This window comes from Pseudomonas sp. 30_B, from assembly GCF_017491605.1.
GTDB lineage: Bacteria > Pseudomonadota > Gammaproteobacteria > Pseudomonadales > Pseudomonadaceae > Pseudomonas.
Map to the genome: position 1 here is coordinate 1 of NZ_JAFGYY010000462.1, position 247 is coordinate 247.

1 pseudogene is annotated in these 247 nt (G+C 63.6%); it reads right to left on the reverse strand.

Annotation, left to right across the window (positions count from 1 at the left end):
• Positions 1-247: pseudogene (locus J5M67_RS29110) on the reverse strand (hypothetical protein); the annotation flags it as partial.

Consider the following 247-nt stretch of genomic DNA (forward strand, 5'->3'; position numbering starts at 1 on the left):
GGTATTCCTCGTGGTGTTCATCGCGCTCTCGCTGAGCCACCTGAACGGACAGGCCGAGCCGGTTTCGCTGCTCACGCCGATCTATGACGAGCACTTCAGCTTCCCGCTGGTGATGTCCGGTGCGGCGCATCACGTCCAGCGAGGCGGAGTCGGCGTCCGTCAGGGTCGTCCACTCCGGGAATACCAGCTGGCCGAAGTAGGCGGCGATGATGAACAGCAGGCCGCCGATCAGGGTCACCAGCATGAT